An 18,924-nucleotide genomic window follows, 5' to 3' on the forward strand; every position below is an offset into this window, starting at 1 on the left:
AAACCTGCAGGACCTCGGACCCTCGTGGGGTTCCGAGTCGACGACGCATTGAAGAAGGTGCGACTGCCGGTCACGGATGGCGGACTGCAGGCGAGCTGCCCTTCTGGTCGGACATCGATGCGGACGCCCGGTGTCGGTAGCCTGAAGCGATGAACGGGTATGGGCAGTTCTGCGCGGTCGCACGAGCACTGGATGTGGTCGGCGAGCGGTGGACCCTGCTGATCGTGCGCGAAATGCTCTCCGGGCCGGTCACGTTCGGCGACATCCGTCGCGGCATCCCCCGCATCCCGCCTGCCACGCTGACCAGCAGATTGCGCTCGCTTCGCACCGCTGGCATCGTCAACCTGTCCGACCGGCTCTACCAGCTCACTGAATCCGGGCTAGCCCTCGCCCCGGTGGTCCGCGAACTGGCCCGCTGGGCGATGACAACCGAGAGCGCTGCCTTGTCCGATGATGATCTCGATACCGTGGCGCTCACGTGGGACATGCAACGCAGAGTCGACGTCGATGCTCTGCCCGACCGCACCGTGGTCCTCGCGCTCGAGTTCACCGACCGATCACCGCGCGACCGGTACTTCTGGCTGCATCTGTCCAAGACGAACGTCAACCTGTGTCGGGAGGACACCGGAGCGCCGGTGAGCCTCTGGCTCACGGCGCCGACCGCCGAGATCACCCGCTGGTGGCTTGGCGAGCTGACCTGGTCACAGTTGCGGCAGCGCGGCGGAGTCACGGTGCACGGCGACCGCGCCGTACAACGCCAGGTACAGCACTGGTTTCTTCGGTATGCGTTCAATCGCAGCGCTCTTGCGCAGATCTCTCCTGCTTAGCGGAGGCTAGTTCAAGATTTGAACTGGCTGCTGCACTGCTCTGGCTTGACGATGACTATGTGGCCCACCACCATCGTCAATCTGAAGGATCATCGTGACGATCCGGCGTACGCCGACGTCGTCTACATGGGCCGGGCGATGCACCGAGGTGGTTGGCACCTGGACATCTGCTGGCTCGGCTTGCCGGGTTGCGCGGGCGCCGGCTGGGTTGCTGGGGTACGCCGGCTACCTGCCATGCGCACGTACTCGCGGAGTGGCTGATACAGGTGCGGAACAGCGCGCAAGATTCGACCTCGGGAGTTGGGCGAGCTTTCATGCGGTTCGTGATGGTGCCCGGAATCGGCAACTCGGACAGCGGACAGCGGACAGCGGACAGCGGACACTGGCAGAGCATCTGGCAGACCAGTTGGGGCGACGACGCCGATCGGGATTCCCATTCGTTCGCCGCAGTCGCGTCAACCTTCATCGCCAGCTTCACTTCGTCAACAACGTAGATGCGCTTCCCGAGGCGCTCGCCTTGCTGCAGAACGGAGCTATTGGTCGGCGCTGAGACGGACAACCGGTTCTGCGCATTCCGCCGGTCCCGACGAGTCACAGTCCTGGGATCACCGACCGCAGCGGGCGACGGAACCCGCGGCCCGGCGACGGCTCGCGCTCATCGGACCACGGTCATCTCATCGGACTCAGCCTCGTGCCAGCCGCTTCGCGTTGTACTGGTTGAGGGCCGCGACGAGGGCAATCCCGGCGGCCTCGACGACATCCGTGGACGACGCCCGTACCGCAACCCTGCGGCCCGGCAGCTCCACCTCGAGCTCGACCTCTCCGACAGCCTCGCTGCCCGGGCCGACTGAGTACGCCCGGAACGCGACTACCCGCGCCTCCACTCCCGTCGCCTGCGAGATCGAATGGCACACCGCGTCGATGAGCCCGGTGCCAGAACCCTCAGCGTGCACCTGTTCCCCGGCCCGGGAGAGCCTCACGTTGGCGCGCGGCCCGTCCTGCGTGCCCCCGGAGTACGTGATGGCGTCGAGCTGCCAGCCCGCGGACGGCTCCGTCATGCGATCCCCCTTTGGTGTCCAGCAAAGCCAGGGCGGTGCCTTCCTCGAAAGCATATTGCGCCCGGCTCCCTAAGCCGGAGCCTAACCGGTCCGGCCTGCGAACGGGCCTACACAACAGATCTCCGCCGCCGAACTCCGGCCCATCATCGTGCCGACCGCGCCGATGACGGCGGCACACATGGCTGCCCTCGGCGCTCGGGATGCTGCTGGCGGCGCTCGATCAAACGATCGTGTCGACCGCACTGCCGTCGATCGTGAGCGACCTCGGTGGGGCCGGGCACCTGTCCTGGGTGGTCTCGTCCTACCTGCTCGCCGACACCATCGCGACCGTGCTGGCCGGCAAGTTCGGTGACCAGTTCGGCCGCAAGCGGGTGTTCCAGGTCGCTGCCGCGACATTCGTCATCGCTTCAGCACTCTGCGGGCTCGCGCAGGGCATGCAGTGGCTGATCGCCTGGCGTGCCGTGCAAGGCTTCGCTGCTGGGTTGTTGATGGTCACCTCGATGGCGGTCATCGCCGACGTCATCCCACTGCGTGAACGCGGCAAGTACCAGGGCGCATTGGGCACCGTGTTCGGAGTCACGACGGTGGTCGGCCCGCTGCTCGGCGGCCTGTTCACCGATCACCTGTCCTGGCGGTGGGCGTTCTACGTCAATGTGCCGGTCGGCATCGTCGTTATTGTCCTGGCCGCGTTCACCATGCCGAGTATCCGTCCGGGCCTGCATCCGGTGATCGACTACCTCGGCATCGTGTTCGTGTCCATCGGCGCGGCCGGTCTGACCCTCGCTCTGTCCTGGGGTGGCACCGAGTACCCCTGGAGCTCGCTGACCATCATCGCCATGATCATCGGCTCCCTGGTCTCGTTGGCGATCTTCGTGCTCGTGGAGGGCCGAGCAGCCGACCCGATCCTCCCGTTGCGGCTGTTCCGATCCTCGGTCTTCGTCGTCTGCGTCATCCTGTCCTTCATCGTCGGGTTCGCCATGCTCGGCGCGATCACGTTCTTGCCGACCTACCTGCAGTACGTCAATGGCGTGTCTGCCACCGATTCCGGCCTGCAGACCCTGCCATTGGTCGCCGGCTTGCTGGTGATGTCGATGGTCTCCGGCACTGTGGTGGGCAGGACCGGTCAGTACAAGATCTTCCCGGTCGTCGGCACGGCCGTCATTACGCTCGGCATGTTCCTGCTGTCCCGCGTCGGTGCGGATACTCCGTACTGGCAGCTGGCCGTCGCCATGCTGGTGCTCGGCATCGGCATCGGCATCGGCATGAGCATGCAGATCCTGACGATCGTGGTGCAGAGCACTGTCGCCTACCAAGACCTCGGCGTCGGCACTTCCGGAGTCACGTTCTTCCGCACGCTGGGCAGCTCCTTCGGCGCCGCAGTCTTCGGGGCGGTCTACTCGAATGTCCTCAACGACAGGCTGCCCGCAGCGGTCGCCGCTTCACCAGGAGTCGATCCAGCCGCGGTGACCAGCCCGCAAGCCCTCCACGCCTACCCGGACGCGCAGATCGCGCCGATCGTCGATGCGTACGCCCATTCCATCCACGTCGTGTTCCGGGCTGCGATACCGGTGGCCCTCATCGCCTTCGTGGTCGCGCTCTTCCTCAAGCAGACACCGCTGCGCGGCACGGCCCGCGACACAGCACCCGACGTCGGCGAAGGCTTTGGCGTGCCCGAGGCAGCAGACGCCAACCAACAGCTGCAGGCCGCGATCGCGCGCCTTGTCCGAAATAAGGGGCACCGAGCTGCCCAAGGTCAGAGAACGTTCAGCGGCATCGTTCGGCGCGTCTGACGGCTGGAGCGTCGGCCAGGTCTACCTGCGATCCAGGCTCGGCAGAACCACTACGCTTGCGGAGATCGCCACGCTGTACCACCTGCCACCTGAGGTCCTCGCGCCGGCGTTCGAAGCCGCTGCCGCCAACGGATACCTCACCAGGCACGATGGCCAGCTCGCCGTCACCGAAGCCGGCGCGCTCGAGGTGCAGAAGCTGGTCACCGCGCTCAAAGCGTGGTTGGCCGACGAGCTCGCCGACTGGGGCGCCGAGGACCCAGAACTCAGCCGCGCACTCGACGAGCTCGCGACCCAATTCGTCAACCAGGACCCTCAGCACGTCCCCGGACCAATGGGTCTCTTTGCATCCGCAAGCCGAACTTGACCGACTCGGGACTCGCGGCCCGACGGAGGGTCTACCACTGGGATACCAGCACCCAGCGCATCCTCGCCCAAGCCTGCACCATGGCCGGTCGCGACCTGACCCCACGGAATGGGCCTAGTCGTTCGGCGACCGTCCGTACCGAGGGACCTGCTAGTGCTGTGCCTGGACGTACAGGGTGACTGCCAAAACGTGTTTGCAGGGGCCGCGTTGGCCGTGGTGCCTGGCCCACCACAGACAGGTGCAGGTGTAGGGATCGCCTTTGACCCAGTGGCGGTGGTTGCCGGAGGTGATCGACCAGCCGTTGGCGGATGGTGCGACCGCTCGGTCCTGCAGTAGTTGGCGCGCGTCCTTCAGTCGAGGGTTGTCACGCTCGATCCGTTCGCTGTTCCACGGCAACTCGCGATGGAACCAGGTGCTCTCGTGGAGGTCGTAGCCCACCTTGCCGGACACGGCCAGGTAGCCGATGCCCGCGTCGACGTCCGCGAGGGAAAGGTCCGTCGTCGCCGCCAGCCGATCACGATCGATGACCGGCTGCCAGGCGAGATGTTCGAGTAGGCGGACGGCAGCGGACCCGGCCGAAGACGCCGTCAAGGTGGTCAGCAGGCCGCCTTCACCCGAGAAGCCTCGGTAGGGTTCTGGGGAAAGAAGCAGCGTCAACCGCATGCCCGGCAGTTCGAACACCCACGCGCTGGCGTGATCGTCGGAACCGAACACGCGCAGGCGGTGCGTGAAGCGCGCGACCCGCGCCGACGCTGCGAGCCGCGCGGCTCCGGCGAGATGCACGGACCCACCCGATGGTCGGGTCGACTGTCGCAATCCGCCTGGCGCCGGGAGCAGGTGGTACGACGGACCCGGCGCAGACTTGGGCAGTGAGGCGAGCCATCGAGCCGCCGCCGGTCCGGCCAGCTCGGCCCGCTGCGTCATCCGTGCGGCGAGCACGGGCGTCTCGGCGAAGCCCCTGATCCATCGGTCCGGGAGGTCTACCTTCCGTTCGTGGTGGGTCTCGTCGAGCGTCGCCACCGAGAGGCCTTCGGTTCCGACGTCGAGGTGGACGAGCTCGGCGCCGCCGACTCCGGCGAGTGCGGTGCGCAGCGGCTGGTTGATGTCCACGTTGGTGGTCCCGTGCGCGATCTCGCCCGAGTCGATGCCGTCGGCAAGCAGATCGAGCCGGGCATGGACTCCGTTGCAGAGTGAGAACGCCTCGAACCGCAACCGGTCGCCCGAGGCGGTGACCACGGGATCGAGGTTGCTGAGGCGGTGGACGAGACCCGCGTCGAAATACCGGCTGTTGGCCACGTCGGCGATCGCCAGGATGCCGGCCGCGGTCACGTCCGGCCGCGCCAGCATTCCGCTGAAGAACCGCGGCTGCTCGACGAGTCCGGCGGAAGTCGCACCGAGCGCTGTCTCGAGTTCCAGCAGTGCGCTGCGATCGGTACGCCGTACGAGCGTCGAATCAGTGCGATAACCGGCCTCGATCGTCACGCTCTGCCTTCTCCCTGTGTGGCTGCTGCCACAAAGGCGGCTGCCTCCACCCGTGCCTTGCTACTACCCTTCGATGCCGCCAGCTCCAGAACGGATCCGGGGATCTGTGGCTCGGGGACCGCGCTGACGTAGCGACGCAGTACGCCGAACAGCTCAGCCAGCCCAGCGGGCTTCCGCTCGAGCACCGAAGCCTTGCCGAGCACGGTCATCGCGGCCGGCCAGAGTGGTTGCAGCCCACCCGCGAGAATCAGCTGCTCCCACGAGTGGCCAAGGCGACCAAGACGCAGTACGCCGTCATTGAGGAGATGCAGACAGCACTCGGTGTACGCCGTGCTGTCCCACCGGCCACGGCCCATCAGCGCCAGCGCTGCTTCCACGGCGAGCAGCCGTCGATCCTCGTCGGCGTGGCACAGCGTGGCCGCGATGTCATGCTGGACGGCGAGGCCGGGGCCGGGTGCGTGCGCCATCATCGGCAACCAGCGAGGTGGGTGCCGCGCGGCTTGGTCGTACTGCGTCTGCGTCTTGGCGGCCAACAGATCCGGCCAGGCCGGGACGATCCCGAATCCGGTTTCGGCTCTGATCGCCCACTCGTGGTACTCGCGATGCGTACCGGTTATGTGACCGGCGAGGAGCCCGGCCGGGATGCCTGGGATGAGGCTGATGTCGATCGGAAGCCGGACCGGTTCGACGGTCACGGTTGCTCCGTCATGTCGAGTCACGAGATTCGGGAGTCCGCCGCCTTCGATCCACTGTCGCAGCAGGTCAACCGCATCTGCGGTGTGTTTCGCCGTATGCCACCTGGATCCTGGGGACCACAGGTCGAGTGACACTCCGTCGAGTTGGGTCGTGCGTTCGGGTGGAGTGGGTTCGAGGCGGAGTAGTGCGAGGAAGAGATCCGTCGGGCCTGCCGACGTACGGCCGTAGCCTTTGAGACGGTCCACGAGCGTGTCGAAGGAGAGTAGGCCGTTCCATTGTGTCGGCGTGCTCAGCAGGTACGGGATCGTGCCGAGTCTCAGGATTGTCTCGCTCGCGAAGATCTCGTGGACCGCGCCGGTCAGAGACGGGCCGGCGATCTCCCAGTCGGTCGGCGCGGGTACGCCGTTCGCGATCTTGCCGCACAAGGTCTTGTGGGCATTCGCGGTCACGTCGGCCGCTGTGACCACTGCCCACAGAGCCGACGGCGGACGCACTCCGTCGCCGAGGCTCTGGTTTGCGGACCAGGCCCAGTAGCGCACCTCTTGAGGCGATCTGGCTGACCAGCGGACGATCGCGTCCCAGAAGACCGCGCCGTCCGCGGCCGTGGTCGACCTGATGATCCGGGAGAGAGCAGCAGCCAGCCCAGGCTCATCCGGCTCGATCTCGGCGGCCGGCCCGGTGTCGTCGACCGGCAGGGGAGCGGCCCACAGCTCAGACAGCGGAGCCTCTGCGTCGGTTTCGTGCGCGACTCCGAGTGCGGTAAGCGCTTTGGTGGCCCGGTCCGCGAACGCCTGGTCGGGTACATCGGCCGCGACCTTGAGCGCGATCGTCACCGCGTCGGATCCCCACCGGTCGACCGTGTGCGGCCCCGTCAACGCCTTGAGCAGCACAGTCTTCTGGGCCTTCTCCGGACGCGCGAAGATCGTGGCCGCGAGGTCGGGGAGATCGTCGGCGTGGGCGGTTTCGACCGCTGCGGGCAACAGCACGGCGGTCACCGATCCGTGGCTGGTCGCCAGCAACCCCTGGACCAACGGCATGCGCTCGGCGAGGTCCGGACCTTTCAGGTCGAGTGCTGCCAGCAGCTTCGCGATGCCCTTCTGGGTGCTGGGAGTGTCCTGGCGAGTCAATGCGACAAAGGCGTCGGCCAGAATGCGGGACCGGTCGAGGTGGCCCTCGGCGACCAGCTCGGCGACGGCCGGACCGAGCTCCCACGACGGTACGGCCTGCCCCTCCAGAATCCCGATCACGCCGGGGCCGGCCAGCGCGGCCGACAGAGCGTCCGGCAAGACTGGGTCAGCGCGCAACTCCTCGACGAGTGACCCGGTGGGCAGCGGTTCCGGCGTACCGTCGTGGCGCTCTCGCCGCCACAACGCCCACCTCATCTCCGACGCTGCCATCGCGTGCAGTTCGGCCCAGGACCTGGCAAAGGCCGGGCCGGTGGGCAACTCGGCCAGACCGGCCGCGATCAGCGGCCGCGCGAGCCGCGCGATCCACGCAGAACGGAACCCGTCGCCCTTCGCCACCGTGGACGCGGTCTCGAGGAATGCCACACACCAGTCCCGGCCGCGACGGGAAGCGAGCTCCACCAGCAACTCGTCAGCGGGACCGGCACGCCAGTCCGCAGCGAGCTTCGACAGCCACCTCGCCGCCTGCTCCGGCATCGCCAGCCCGACCGCGAGGGCGCGGAGACAGGCGGCGAGATCGAACTCGGGATAGCGGACTTCCGCGGTCCAGTGAGCCCGACGCGACCGGTACCACGCCCGAGTTTCCTTGCCGGTCTGGCCGGTGGCCGGCGCGTGCAGATATGGCAGCAGTTCACCCCAGGACCCGGCGACCAGCAGCCGTTCCAGTTCGTCATACACCGACACGAAGGTCACCCTAGCTAGTCATGTGCTGGCAGCTACCGCGCTCCCCATGGAAATGGGTCAATCGCATGCCAGCACTGAGCCCGGCGGCCCGCTGGTCGCGGTTCGCGCCATGAAACCGTGTCTAACAGAGTGGGTCGAGTCTGTCAGAGGGGCCGGAATCCGAAGCCCTGCAGTGTGAAGTTGCCCAGGGTGGCAAGTGGCGGGACTCTCATAATTCCTGGGTCGCGGGTTCGAGTCCCGCCCGCTGTACAAGAACACGCAGGTCAGCAGGCATTCCAGCCTCCTGACGCCGGTCCGCCGGGTGCTGGCGTGCGATGGCTCGTGGCATGAGTGTCATGGAATGGCAGGTCAGCCGGGCGAGTTGCGCCGCCAGCGCGACTCCAGCCGTCGCTTGCCCTCGGGCTCAACGCATCCGCTCAGCGGGCAGTTGATGGACTCAGTGCAGGCCTGCGTCGTGGATCCGGTTCGCGATCTGCACGCGGTTGGTGGCCTGGAGCTTGACCATGATGCGCGAGACGTGCGCTTTGACGGTGGCCATGCTCAGGAAGAGCTCGTCGGCGATCTGCGCGTTGACCTTGCCTTCGCCGACCGCGACGGCCACTTCGCGTTCGCGGTCGGTCAGGGTCTGGGTCAGCGACTGCGCGTCGAGGACCCGCTGGGGCTCGGGATTGTCCTGACCGAGCCGGGCGATCAGTTGGGCGGTCACGCTGGGAGAGAGCATGTGGTCGCCGGCGGCAACTTTGTGTACTGCCTCGACGATCTGCGCGGGTGGGGTGTGTTTGAGGAGGAATCCGCTGGCTCCGTCGCGCAGTGCCCGCAGTACGTGGTCGTCGGCGTCGAACGTTGTCAGCACGATCACTTTGGGCGGTGTGGCTTGGCCCATCAGCCGGGCGAGGGCCTCGAGACCGTCCAGTCGTGGCATTCGGATGTCCATCAGTACGACGTCGGGCGCGGCCCGCGCGATGAGGTCGAGCCCGGTCTGGCCGTCGTCGGCTTCGCCGGCCAATTCGATGGTGGCGTCGTCGCGCAGGATCATCGCGAGTGCGGTGCGGACCAATGCGTCGTCGTCGATGATCACGACCCGGATGCGACCGCTCGGAGGGTTGTTCATGCCGGCCACGGCAACCAGGCGCGGACCACGAAGTCTCCGTCCAACTTCACGTGCTCGAAGCGGCCACCGATCAGCTCGGCACGCTCGGTCAGTCCGAGCAGGCCAAGCCCCGAGCCGGGTGTCGCACTCACCGCGGAGCCCAGCCGCAGCGGGTTCCGTACCTCGAGCATCAGCTGCCCGCCCGCTCGCCCGGTGAGCGTGACGTCGACGGCGGTGTCCGGCGCGTGTTTGCGGGCATTGGTCAGGCTCTCCTGGATCATCCGGTATGCGCCGCGTCCGATCGCTTCGGGCGGACCCGCCAGGTCGTCGACCTGGTTGTGCAACCGGACTCTCGTGCCGGACCCGATGGCCTCCTGGACCAGCGCCGGAACGTCGGCCAGCGTCGGTTGCGGACGCTCCGGTGGTGCATCGGTTTCGAGTGTTCGCAGTACTCCGAGGATCGCGTGCAGATCCTGTAGCGCGAGGTAGGCGCTCTTGCGGGTGATGGCGGCCGCTTTGGACACCTCGGCGTCGCTCAGATTTCGGCAGTACTCCAGTGCACCCGCGTGCAATGCCACCAGCGAGAGTCGATGGGCCAGTGCGTCGTGCATCTCACGGGCGATCCGCGCCCGCTCGTTGGCCTGCGCCTGTCCGACCCGCAAGCCCTGCTCACGTTCGGCGCGGTCCGCTCGTTCCCGCAGTGTGGCCACGAGGTCGCGACGTGCCCCGACGTACATGCCGGCGGCGATGACCGCGCTCACGAAGACCACCGTGAACAGCACTGAGATCGCCAACGCCGCCTGACCGGGCTGGGTCTCGAAGTAGACGACGGACGCGACGACTCCCACCACCGCCAGCGGCACGATCTCTCGCCACCGCCGACGGGTTGCCAAGGACATGGCGGTAACGACCACAGCCCCCGATGCGGCGGAGGAAACACCTCCGATGGCGCTGACGAGCACGGCGATCGCGAACGGACGCCGCCGTCGCCAGCGCATCAACACCACGCTGACGATGCCGAGGACGAGATCCAAGGCCAGGTAGGGAGCGAAGTTCCATCCGTAGGCGTTGTAGAACGTTGCTGTCCAGAAGCCGGCGCCGGTGATGATGGCGAAGAGGTAGCGCCACGTCGACTGCCAGCGGCTCAGCGGAGGTGGTGGCGCGGCTTGAATGGCGTCCACCTTCCCCAAGGTACGGGAGGCGCGCGGTTCAGGGCAGGGACCGCGAACCAGCCCCACCCCCTACCGCGGGCTACACAGGTCTATCCCGTGGTTTCCGGACCTAGCTCCGCGGCTGATGTGCCGGGCCTGCCAACGGCGCCAGCCTCGACTCATGATCACAGTCGAAGAACTCAGCAAACGCTACGGCGCACACCAATCCGTCGACCGCGTGTCCTTCCGGGCCCAGCCCGGATCCGTCACCGGCTTCCTCGGCCCGAACGGGGCCGGCAAGTCGACCACAATGCGCATGATGACCGGCCTGACCCCGCCATCCGCGGGTCGCAGCACCATCCTCGGCGTCCCCTACGCCCAGCTCCCCAATCCCGGACGGCACGTCGGGGTCCTTCTCGACGCCTCGGCACAGCACACCGGACGCACCGGACGCGAGATCCTTCGCCTCGGCGCCACCGTCATGGGACTACGCCGCTCACGGGTGGACGAGATGCTCGAGATCGTCGGCCTGTCCGGCGACGAGGGCGACCGCCGGGTCGGCAACTACTCCCTCGGCATGCGGCAACGGCTCGGCATCGCACACGCCCTGCTCGGCGACCCGCAGGTCCTGATCTTGGACGAACCGGCCAACGGACTCGACCCGGCCGGCATCCACTGGATGCGTGGGCTCCTGAAGAGTTTCGCGGACCGCGGTGGGACGGTCCTGCTGTCCTCGCACCTCCTGCACGAGATCGAGGTCGTCGCCGACCACCTGGTTGTCATCGGCCGCGGTGTCATCGTCGCCGACGGCAGCAAGGCAGACCTGCTCAACGCCGCCGGCACCCTGGTCCGCGGCGTCGACCCAGACGCCTTGGCGCGCTGCCTCGACATCGCCGGCTACGCCTACCAGATCGAGCCCGACGGCGCGTACGTCGTGGATGCCACCCGAGAGCAGATCGCCACGGCCGCCGCGCGGCACGGCGTAGTCGTCACCGAGTTGCGTGTCGCGGACGGTGCCGGACTTGAGGACATGTTCTTGCAGCTCACCGCTGACGACGCACGAGAGAAGGTCACCGCATGAGTACCGCGACCCACCAAGCACCGTTCCACCTTGACGCGTCCCCGGATCCAAGCGTGACACGAGTCCCGTTCACCCGCCTACTGCGAGTCGAGCTACGCAAGCTTGTCGACACCCGGGCCGGTTTCTGGTTGCTCACCGCCATCGGCCTCATCACGGTTGCCGTCATCGTCGTGTTCCTGTTCGTCGCCGATCCGGACCAGTTGACGTTCGTGAACTTCGTCGGCGCGACCGCGACCCCACAGAGCATCCTGCTCCCGGTGCTCGGCATCCTCGCCGTCACTGCCGAATGGAGCCAGCGCACCGGCCTGGTCACCTTCACCCTCGAACCGAGCCGGCTCCGTATCGCCGTCGCCAAGCTGGTCGCCGTCACCCTGGTCGGCCTGCTCGCCGTCGTCGTGGCACTCGGCGTCGCAGCCCTGAGCAACCTGGCCGGAATGGCGTTCATGGACGGCGCCGGCAGCTGGAACGTTGGAGCCGCCAACGTCCGCGACTTCTTCGCCGTGCAACTGATCGGCATCGTGCAGGGCTTCGCCTTCGGCATGCTGCTGATGAACACCGCCGCCGCGATCGTGCTGTACTACGTGATCCCGATCGCGTGGACTGTGCTCTTCTCGATGGTCGGTGCACTCGAGAACGCCGCACCCTGGCTCGACGTCAACACCGCCATGGCACCCGCCTTCGATCAGCAGACGTTCCAGGGCGGCGACTGGGCGCACATCGCGGTCGCCGGGACGATCTGGGTAGTCGTGCCACTCGCTCTCGGCCTCGTACGGCTGCTCCGACGCGAGGTGAAATCCGCCTGACCGCGCCGCCCGTACCCCAGATGTCACCGTGTGCTTCAGCTACGACGCCACCACACGGTGACATCTCGTACGTCGTTGGTGGCCGCCACCGCCGTGCCCGCCGCCCCAGCTGTGGCCCAGGCGCCGTGACCGCCTGATTGGCCGTCGAAGCCGGACACCGGACTCACCGACCGAGCCTGACCATCCCGACCGACGCCGATGAACCCCACCGGTGACAGCCGATGATCACGAGCCATCAACATCAACCGATCCTGATGCTGATCGATCGCCTCCCCCGCCTCAGACCAGTTGACCAACCCAGCCCGCACCAACGTGCACCCCCGACACAGATGATGCTGACGCTGTCTACTGGGTCCGGCGAAGGCAGCATTGACAGGATGGCTCCGATGGCCGAAGCCACCGCGCCTAGCGCCAAATTGCTTCGCGATGCTGTTCCACTACCGCCGCGGCGAAGACCGTCGAGATGACGATCATTCTCAACGCCCTGGACTAAACCTCCGGGCCGACACCACGAGCCTTGGCCCGGTCAGTTCGACGGGTTGGGACCTCGACGCCCGCTTGGCGGTCGGAATCTGCGCCGCCCAAGCCGAGCCGAGCAGCCTGCATACCCGCTTGGAAGCGCGTCTCGGCACCCAGACGGGCCGAAACATCCGCAATGTGACGTCGCGTGGTGCTGTAGCTCAGGCCGAGGTGGTGGGCGATTGCCTGGTTCTTCATTCCGGCCGCCAGCAGGCTCAGGATCTGCCTGTCGAGGCTGCTGAACTGATTCGCAGACTTGTCGTGGAGGAGGGGCACGCCTGTCTCAAATGTGAGCGGCGTAGCGAGCTCCCAGAGGGTCTCGAAGACAAACAGCAGCGTGTCCAGCAACGAACACGGCCGGATGATGAAGCACCGGCTGACGTCGTCCTGGTCGACATCGAGGGGCACTGCGGGGAACTGGTTGAGCGGACTGTTGCTCTGGCCGAGCAGTTGATCGCCTTGGTACAGCTTGGTGTCGGTGGTGTCGGTTCCAAACGCTGTGAACCCGTGATGCTGTTCGGAATCGACGTAGGGGAACAGAAGCACGGTGAACGCGTCGCCCTCGCGGTATGCCGGTGCGCCGTAGTCCTCCCAGCCGGTCAGCCCGATCGGTATGGCCGGACGGGCTGGTTGGGTGAACCAGTTCTCGGCAGTCCGGCTGCCCGGCCGGTACGCGGTTGCCAATCCTTCGGACTGGCCGTTGCCAACGGGCTGGGACCAGGCCGTGTGCGTCCACTGGGTGTCGGGTGAGGCACTGACCCATTCGGTGCGCTGCATCGGATGCGGCAACGGCCGGGCGACGGCGTAGCCGAATCTCGTCCACGGGCGCCAGGCGATGTAGTCGTCCGATCCGCGCTGGTTGGGGCCGTCCGCGTGGTAGGCGGCATCGATCTGCGCGGTGTTCTTGCTGTTGATGTCGTAGGTCTGGTTCGGTGCGATGCGGCCGGTGTTGGGCAGCATCAGGGAGTACAGGTAGGGGCTTTGTGAGGTGCCGGAGTACTGGATGGTGACCGGCTGCTTCTGCAGCAGGTTCACCAGCGACCGGCCGGCGTCCAGGTTGATGGTCAGGGCGGGGATGCGGACTGTGCCCGGGTCGCCGGCCTGCGTGTACAGCAGGCCGGGCGCGTTGTTGAAGATGACAGCGGCCGCCGCGCCGGCGTTCTGCGCGTTCTGGATCTGGCTGGAGGGAGTGTTCGTGCCGCGCTGGATCAATGCGATCTTGCCGTCCATGTTCCTGCCTGCGTAGTCCTCCGGTGCGCCTTGGCCGACGTCGATGAGTGGCTGCCGGAACGTCCCGTCGACCGGTGCGGAGTTGATCATGAAGAGCGGATCAAGCGGCATCTTCTGCGGTTTGGTGACGCTCATCTGGATGGGTGGCGCGACGAGCGTCCACCTGCTGTAGACCTCGAACTCTCCGTCGGCCACCGGATCGGTCGGCACCGCGTAGACCTGGTCGAAGGGCGCTCGGAGCGTGAACGAGCTGTCGAAGTTCGTGTCCGGTGACAGCTTGCGGTGGTAGCCGACCTGCACCCCGTCCGAGGTGCTCGGCTTGGGAGTGTTGATGACGAGCTTCTGTGCCGGCCGCGCGTCCAACGTGATAGTCATGTCGCGGGTGACCTGCAGTTGTGGCCGGCCGACGAGAGCCATGGAGCGGTAAAAGACGTTCGATTCGTCCATCGTGAAGATGTAGCCCATCAGGCTGTACGTGCCCGGTTCGACCCGGAACGTCGGCGTCACGCCGCCGAAGTAGTTCTGGATCTGGAAGTGCGTCCCGGAGATTCCGGGGAGCGTCGGGTTGTACAGCTCGACCTGGCTCAAGGAAGAGGCCGGGCGGCCGTCGTGGGCGATCGCGGGCACAGTGAGGTTGTACATCTCCGGCTCGACGTAGGCGCCGATCGACGTACGGACCTCGATGTCGCCGGCCGTGCCGGTGAGGTAGCCGCCGTACAGGTCGAACTGGCCGGCGTTCGGATCGATCGTCACAGTCACCGCGGCGGAACCGTGCGCGGGCACGGTCACCTCGGGCCGGCTGACGGTGAACATGCCGGCCGGCGGTACGCCATACCTCCGGCCGGTGACGTCAAGGGACAGATTCAGCGTCACGTCGGACGAACTGTTGTTCCGGAAGGTCACGGGCTTCGTCACAGGTGCCTGGGCGGTGTGCGGGAAGAGGAAGTAGCCGAGGTTGAGCGTGCCCGGGTCGGCGTAGACCTGCTGGCTGAACGCTCGTGCGACGTCAACGCGGCCGGCGCCCTGCTGGTAGACGCTGTAGCCATCGTCCTTGGAGGTGCTGATCAGGGCCGGCTTGAGCTGGGCCGCCGCCCAGTCCGGGTGTTCCTGCGCGAGGATCGCGGCCGCGCCCGCCACGTGCGGCGTGGCCATCGACGTGCCGGACATCCGCGTGTAGTTCTCTCCGACCGGGTCCGCGTCGCCAAGCGGCGTGCCGGAGGCTCGGGCCGCCACGATGCCGACGCCGGGCGCAGCGATCTCGGGCTTGATCGCGTAGTCGCCGGACCGCGGGCCGCGGCTGGAGAAGTCGGCGAGGTGGTCGGACTTGTCGACCGCGCCCACGGTCAGCGCTGCGTCGGCCGCGCCGGGACTCGCCACCGTCCCTTCGCCCGGTCCCGCGTTGCCCGCGGCGGTCACGAACAGCGCGCCTGTCTGCGCGGTGAGGTCGTTGACGGCCTGGCTCAACGGGTCTGTACCATCGCTCGGCTGGTTCGATCCGAGACTCATGTTGACCACCCGGGCATGCTGGGTCTGGGTGGCCCACTCCATCGCGTCGATGACCGTTGATGCCGTCCCGTTGCCGCGGTCGTCGAATACCTTTCCGACGATCAGCTCGGCGCCTGGCGCGACGCCCTTGTCCTGGCCGCCGTCGGCGGCGCCGGAACCGGCGATGATCGAGGCCACATGTGTGCCGTGCCCGACCCGATCGGTCACGTCGGCGGGGTCGCCGCCGCCTGGTGCACCGGCAGGCACGAAGTTCTGCTTGGCGGCGATCTTGCCCGCGAAGTCCGGATGCGACGCGTCGATACCGGTGTCGATGACCGCGACGTCGACTCCTGTCCCGTCATAACCGGCCGCCCAGGCCTGCGGCGCCCCGATCTGCGGGACGCTCTCGTGGAGGTCGGCCTTGACCCTGGCGTCCAGCCAGACCCGCTTGATGTTGCCGAGCTGCTTGGCGGTGTTGCCGCTCAGCGAGCTCCAGAACGCGTGCGCGCGACGTTTGCTTCCTTGTACCCCGACCGCGTTGATGCTCTGCAAGATCGCGCCCCGGCTGCTGCCGGGCAGCCTGGGCGCCGCCTGGGCGCGCATCCGGTTCTCGCGATACTGCACGATCATCGGCAGGGATGCGGCCTTCGCGTCGTCGTAGCCGGCCGCCACCAGCTTGGTGACGTCGAACAAGTCCCGGCTCAGTGTGCCGGATGCGAGCAGCGGCGCGGCGTCGTTCGGGATGACGTAGAGGTCGTCGCCGACCTGCTGAGTGGAGTAGCCCACGTCGCTGCGGTCCGCCGGCGGCTGGACGGTCGCTGCCTGCCGACCACCGGCGTAGCGCGTCAGTTTCACAACGTCGCCGGTGAGCAGCGTGACCGTGTGCCGAGCTAGGACGCTTGCGCCGCCGCCACCGGCGAGTGCAGCCCCCGCAGGGGAGCTGGTCGCGACGGTGTACCGAGCTACGACGCTTGTGTCCGCCCGGACACCAGGCGGCGCGGCTGCCCCAGGGGTGCTGGGCACAACTGCGGTCGCCAAGGCCGCGGCGACTCCGGCAGCACCGATCCGGATTGCCGCAGGCAAGGTTCTGCTCATTTGTTCCTCCTGGGGACGCCGCGCGTCAGGGGTTGGGCGCCCGCTCAAGCTAGGACGGATCGGGTCGCGTGTCAGCGGACCACTGGCGAGCACTTCTGCTCGTGAACAGAAGTGCTCACCAGCGGGAGTCCTGGTGCAGTCACCATGGTGAGCGGCATCCCCTCGGCAAGCTCCAACGTGCAGGAGCCGAGGACACGGTCCGTCTCTACTGTCAGGTCGTGCCTGCCAGCCCTGGCTCTCGAGCAACCACGGGCCGCAAGTCGTCCAACTCAGTCAGGTAGGTGCCGGGTGTCGATCAGCTGTTGGGCGACGTCGCGCAGCTTGGTGTTGGTGTGTTGGGAGTAGTGCTTGAGTACGGCGAACGCCCGGTCTTCGTCGATGCCGTACCGCTCCATCAGGATTCCGGTCGCCTGGCCGACCAATGTCCGGGCGTCGACTGCCGAGATCAGATTGCGCTCGTTGCGGGCGGTCGCGACGGCCACCGACGCATACATGGCCAGCAGATGAGCGATTGCCTCGTCGTCAGGGCCGAAGGTTTCTGGCGTCAGGCTGTACAAGCCGAGAACGCCGACCGTCTCCGCGATCGTGCTCAGCGGCACATCCAGCACACTGCGCACGCCCGCGGCGTGGACCTTGGCGGCCCAATCCGGCCACCGTTGCTCGGTCGCGGTGTCGGCCACGAGCACTGTCGCATGGTTGCGCAACGATTCCACGAGCGGACCGTCGGCTGCGGTCCATTGAGCCCGGAAGGCCTCAGCGACAATCGGGCTGGTGACGGCCGACACCTCCGGCTGCCCTTGCTCGCCGACCAACGCGACGCCCGCATGAGAACAGTGCAGCGTTTGCAGCGCGAACTGCACGACCGTCTCCTCGATGCTGTCGGATCCGTGTAACTCGAGCGCCAGCTGCGCGAATCGGACGACAATGTCATCGCCGGCTCGCGGCGCGCCTCCGGGATCCGTATCCCCAGGCTGCAGATCCCCGTGATCCATGGCGCTCATCCCGTCCGCGTCTGCCACGGTGTCACCAACATTCAGAAGCCGGTGACGAGCATGTCGTCGATGTCGTAGGTCAGGTTGCTGTGGACAGCTATGACGCCGGCGACTCGGGAGGCCGCGAAGACGGCGTGTTCCACTTGGCTTCGGTACGTCAGCGCTCCCTCGAGCCTGACGGCTCCGGCCTCGACGTGAACGGCCAACTCAGCCGGCTCCCGCGCAGGGCGTGACCGATCGCGCTCCACCGCCGCCTTTATCTCGGCGGCGAGCTCGTCGTCGGACCGCCGGTAGATCGCGAGCAGGTCGCGCCTCGCCAGCAGACCGGCGAGCTGTCCGATCTCGTCGATCACGCACAGTGCGGGAGAGCCTGGGGTGGCGAGCCGACGGACTGCGTCGCTCAGACCCGCTGAGCAGGCGATAGTCGGCGCCGGTGAACTCATCAGCTCAGAGGCCGTCGTGGCACAGGCCTTTCGCCTCCGACGGCGGCTCGCGCTTCCGAGAATCAGCGGGGCAGGATCGAGGCCACCGTGAAACTCCAGGTTCAGCAGTACGTCGTTCTCGGTGATGACGCCGACCGGCACCCGGCCGTGGACCACAGGCACGACGCCCGCGTCGGACGCGAGCAAAGCACACGCGACCTGCTTGAAGGTCAGCTCTGGGGTCACGACGACCGGGGACCGGCTCATGACCGTGGCAACGATGGGCTCCGGCATCACTCCCACCTCGTTTCAGACTTGCTAAGATTAGCAAGTCTGCAATTATGAGGGAATCGGAGAGGAGGCTCCTCCCATGCGCCGGCCTCTCTACGAAGTCAAGGCGGAGTTCTTCAAGACACTCGGCCACCCCGCGCGGATCCGGGTCCTGGAGCTGCTCAGCCAACGGGACCATTCGGTGGCCGAGATGTTGCCCGATATCGGCATCGAGGCGGCCAACCTCTCCCAGCACCTCGCTGTACTACGCCGAGCCGGTTTGGTCACGGCACGCAAGGAGGGTGCGGCCGTGATCTACTCGACGACCACGCCGTACGTGGCAGATCTCCTTGGCGTTGCGCGGCGGATCCTGACCGAGCTCATCACCGATCAGATCGAACTGCTCGAGGACTTGCGCGAGCCGGTCGGGACGGTCGGAGGAAGCGGACGCCGGTCACCCTGAAGCAGCGGTCGCCCTGCCTCTCCCCCCAACTGGCGGGGCGGCCGCGCTCCGGGGCTCAGTCTGCGATGCGCTGTAGGCGCCAGGCCGCGTGAAGGGCCGACTCGATCAGCTCAGGTTCCGCGTTCGGCAGTCGGAGGACGGCCTTCATGTGCGCGTCGAATCAGGGCGGTACCCCGTCGCGAGGACTGAACGGGCCGCGGTCCGGATGACGGAGGCAACCCAACGCTGGACCGTCTCG

Annotated in this window: 16 protein-coding genes; 8 read left to right on the forward strand and 8 right to left on the reverse strand. The window is 67.1% G+C overall.

All coding sequences use genetic code 11. The features are described 5' to 3' along the window. Nucleotides 1-194 precede the first annotated feature (194 nt). From OG817_RS25195 to OG817_RS25205, 3 genes are read left to right on the forward strand one after another with little or no spacing between them, the layout of a single operon-like run. Nucleotides 195-827, forward strand: a complete 633-nt coding sequence (locus tag OG817_RS25195; RefSeq protein ID WP_406047090.1) for a winged helix-turn-helix transcriptional regulator — start codon at nucleotides 195-197, stop codon at nucleotides 825-827. A gap of 51 nt (nucleotides 828-878) precedes the next feature. Continuing rightward, nucleotides 879-1,088 (forward strand): hypothetical protein, encoded by a 210-nt coding sequence (locus tag OG817_RS25200; RefSeq protein WP_406057662.1) that lies wholly within the window; start codon nucleotides 879-881, stop codon nucleotides 1,086-1,088. Continuing rightward, on the forward strand, nucleotides 1,016-1,321 hold the full coding sequence (locus OG817_RS25205; protein WP_406057499.1) for a hypothetical protein: 306 nt from the start codon (nucleotides 1,016-1,018) through the stop codon (nucleotides 1,319-1,321). Before OG817_RS25200 ends, OG817_RS25205 begins: the two co-directional genes overlap by 73 nt. Nucleotides 1,322-1,510: 189 nt before the next feature. Here OG817_RS25205 and OG817_RS25210 read toward each other — a convergent pair whose 3' ends face one another. After that, on the reverse strand, nucleotides 1,511-1,885 hold the full coding sequence (locus tag OG817_RS25210; protein WP_396397673.1) for an alpha-isopropylmalate synthase regulatory domain-containing protein: 375 nt from the start codon (nucleotides 1,883-1,885) through the stop codon (nucleotides 1,511-1,513). 230 nt (nucleotides 1,886-2,115) lie between these two features. Between OG817_RS25210 and OG817_RS25215 the strand changes: the two genes are divergently transcribed. Further along, nucleotides 2,116-3,675 (forward strand): MDR family MFS transporter, encoded by a 1,560-nt coding sequence (locus OG817_RS25215; RefSeq protein WP_406047091.1) that lies wholly within the window; start codon nucleotides 2,116-2,118, stop codon nucleotides 3,673-3,675. Further along, nucleotides 3,605-4,039: a hypothetical protein gene (locus OG817_RS25220; RefSeq protein WP_406047092.1), complete on the forward strand. Its 435-nt coding sequence runs from the start codon at nucleotides 3,605-3,607 to the stop codon at nucleotides 4,037-4,039. The genes OG817_RS25215 and OG817_RS25220 overlap by 71 nt, the downstream gene beginning before the upstream one ends. 150 nt (nucleotides 4,040-4,189) lie before the next feature. On the opposite strand, the gene OG817_RS25225 is transcribed toward OG817_RS25220, so the two are convergent. The 4 genes from OG817_RS25225 to OG817_RS25240 all read right to left on the reverse strand — a co-directional run bounded on the left by OG817_RS25225 (nucleotide 4,190) and on the right by OG817_RS25240 (nucleotide 10,356). Further along, complete coding sequence (locus OG817_RS25225; protein ID WP_406047093.1) at nucleotides 4,190-5,521, reverse strand: SWIM zinc finger family protein; 1,332 nt, start codon at nucleotides 5,519-5,521, stop codon at nucleotides 4,190-4,192. Next, nucleotides 5,518-8,085, reverse strand: a complete 2,568-nt coding sequence (locus OG817_RS25230) for a hypothetical protein (RefSeq protein ID WP_406047094.1) — start codon at nucleotides 8,083-8,085, stop codon at nucleotides 5,518-5,520. Before OG817_RS25230 ends, OG817_RS25225 begins: the two co-directional genes overlap by 4 nt. 436 nt (nucleotides 8,086-8,521) lie before the next feature. Then, nucleotides 8,522-9,196 carry a response regulator gene (locus OG817_RS25235; RefSeq protein WP_406047095.1) on the reverse strand — a complete coding sequence of 225 codons (675 nt, stop codon included), beginning with the start codon at nucleotides 9,194-9,196 and terminating at the stop codon, nucleotides 8,522-8,524. Next, nucleotides 9,193-10,356 carry a sensor histidine kinase gene (locus OG817_RS25240; protein WP_406047096.1) on the reverse strand — a complete coding sequence of 388 codons (1,164 nt, stop codon included), beginning with the start codon at nucleotides 10,354-10,356 and terminating at the stop codon, nucleotides 9,193-9,195. The genes OG817_RS25235 and OG817_RS25240 overlap by 4 nt, the downstream gene beginning before the upstream one ends. Before the next feature lie 151 nt (nucleotides 10,357-10,507). On the opposite strand from OG817_RS25240, the gene OG817_RS25245 reads away from it, so the two are divergent. Together OG817_RS25245 and OG817_RS25250 are read left to right on the forward strand one after the other, a co-directional pair. Then, nucleotides 10,508-11,407, forward strand: coding sequence for an ABC transporter ATP-binding protein (locus tag OG817_RS25245; protein ID WP_406047097.1), 900 nt, complete (start codon nucleotides 10,508-10,510; stop codon nucleotides 11,405-11,407). After that, nucleotides 11,404-12,210 carry an ABC transporter permease gene (locus tag OG817_RS25250; protein WP_406047098.1) on the forward strand — a complete coding sequence of 269 codons (807 nt, stop codon included), beginning with the start codon at nucleotides 11,404-11,406 and terminating at the stop codon, nucleotides 12,208-12,210. Before OG817_RS25245 ends, OG817_RS25250 begins: the two co-directional genes overlap by 4 nt. A 489-nt stretch (nucleotides 12,211-12,699) precedes the next feature. On the opposite strand, the gene OG817_RS25255 is transcribed toward OG817_RS25250, so the two are convergent. From OG817_RS25255 to OG817_RS25265, 3 genes are all read right to left on the reverse strand, one after another. Next, on the reverse strand, nucleotides 12,700-16,074 hold the full coding sequence (locus OG817_RS25255; protein WP_406057501.1) for a S8 family serine peptidase: 3,375 nt from the start codon (nucleotides 16,072-16,074) through the stop codon (nucleotides 12,700-12,702). A 734-nt stretch (nucleotides 16,075-16,808) separates the two neighbouring features. Beyond that, nucleotides 16,809-17,540 (reverse strand): GAF and ANTAR domain-containing protein, encoded by a 732-nt coding sequence (locus OG817_RS25260; RefSeq protein WP_406057503.1) that lies wholly within the window; start codon nucleotides 17,538-17,540, stop codon nucleotides 16,809-16,811. A 32-nt stretch (nucleotides 17,541-17,572) separates the two neighbouring features. Then, the gene (locus OG817_RS25265; protein WP_406047099.1) at nucleotides 17,573-18,247 is read right to left on the reverse strand and encodes a CBS domain-containing protein; all 675 of its coding nucleotides are present in this window, start codon (nucleotides 18,245-18,247) and stop codon (nucleotides 17,573-17,575) included. Between the two features lie 76 nt (nucleotides 18,248-18,323). Here OG817_RS25265 and OG817_RS25270 point away from each other — a divergent pair, with 76 nt between their 5' ends. Beyond that, nucleotides 18,324-18,686, forward strand: coding sequence for an ArsR/SmtB family transcription factor (locus OG817_RS25270; RefSeq protein WP_406047100.1), 363 nt, complete (start codon nucleotides 18,324-18,326; stop codon nucleotides 18,684-18,686). Nucleotides 18,687-18,924: the final 238 nt, after the last annotated feature.

Source organism: Kribbella sp. NBC_00889 (assembly GCF_045207705.1).
Classification (GTDB): Bacteria; Actinomycetota; Actinomycetes; order Propionibacteriales; family Kribbellaceae; genus Kribbella.